The organism is Burkholderia sp. AU31624, assembly GCF_020420065.1.
In the GTDB taxonomy this organism is placed as follows: domain Bacteria; phylum Pseudomonadota; class Gammaproteobacteria; order Burkholderiales; family Burkholderiaceae; genus Burkholderia.
In genome coordinates this window covers 1-1160 of the sequence record NZ_JAIZRT010000024.1, presented here as the reverse complement: position 1 = coordinate 1160, position 1160 = coordinate 1, and the positions used below count along the sequence as shown (strand labels likewise).

1 protein-coding gene is annotated in these 1160 nt (G+C 62.5%); it reads right to left on the bottom strand.

The window, feature by feature from the left end; genetic code table 11:
• A partial coding sequence (locus LGM89_RS37020; protein ID WP_226275813.1) for an ISNCY family transposase occupies positions 1-1056 on the bottom strand: 1056 nt, incomplete at its 3' end.
• Positions 1057-1160 lie beyond the last annotated feature (104 nt).

The window sequence follows — 1160 nt, the reverse complement described above, 5'->3', positions numbered from 1 at the left end:
GATCAACTTCCGGTTCTCCGGCGTATCGTCCAGCAAGTACATCACCCGGTCGTACTGAACCGTGAGCGACTTCGTTACCTTCCGTGGCTCGCGCCACGTCAGCGCCCGGTCCAGACTCTCGTTGGCCCGCAACGGCCGGTGCGCATTGAAGTCGCTCTTTGGCGGCTTCGCGAAGCGCGTGTTGTAGGCGACCATGAAGGAGGGCGCGTAAGCGTTGGCGTCGGCCACCGTGTTGATGCCGCGCAATCGCATCTCCTTGACCAATCGATCCTGCAACGTCAAGTGCGCTCGCTCCACGCGCCCCTTGGCCGAGCTGCTGTTCGCGCAGAACGTGTCGATGTTCAGCTCGTACATCGCCCGGCCAAACGGCGTCACGCGATTGCCAGTCTTGCCCGGCTTCACGTTGCGGAACACGCTGGCCTTGTCGCTGTAGAACGCTCCCGGCTTGCCATGGCGTTCGATATACGTCCGCGTGGCCTCGAAGTAGCTGAACGTCGATTCGGTCTGCGTGAAGTGCAGCATCATCAATCGGCTCGTCGCATCGTCCACATACACCAGCAGCGTGCAGGCCGGTGCCCGTTCCTCGAACCATCGATGATCGCTGCCGTCGATCTGGATCAACTCGCCCAAGCATGCGCGACGCGCTCGCGGCTGATAAACCTTCGGCGGACGCTGCCGACGCGGAATCCACAAGCCAGCGTCCGTCATCAGCTTCCTGACCGTCTCCTTGGCCAGCCCAATGCCGTGACACTCCCAGAGCTTCTCGCAGGCCAACGTCGGCCCGAAATCGGCGTAGCGATCGCGGATGATCGACAGCGCCCGATCGGCAGCTCCCGGGTCGAGGCGGCGATTGCCGGGCTTCGCTCGGTGCCCTGATACCAAACCTGCCGGACCGTGCTCACGCAACCGGGCGACCAGCCGGCGAACCTGGCGTGTCGTCAACTCCAGCCGTTCCGCAGCACGCCACGGCTTGAGCTTGCCGTCGGCTACATCCTGAATGACCTTGAATCGGTCCAGTTCGCGCATCGTCATCGTGATCCGTTCCGTTACAGCCATCGCAGCCTCCGGCGCCGGACACCCGGCGACCGAACAGCTTACGCGGCCCGAAAGCGGACATTTCTATGTAGCCAAAAGCGGACATTTCAATCTAGCCACTACAA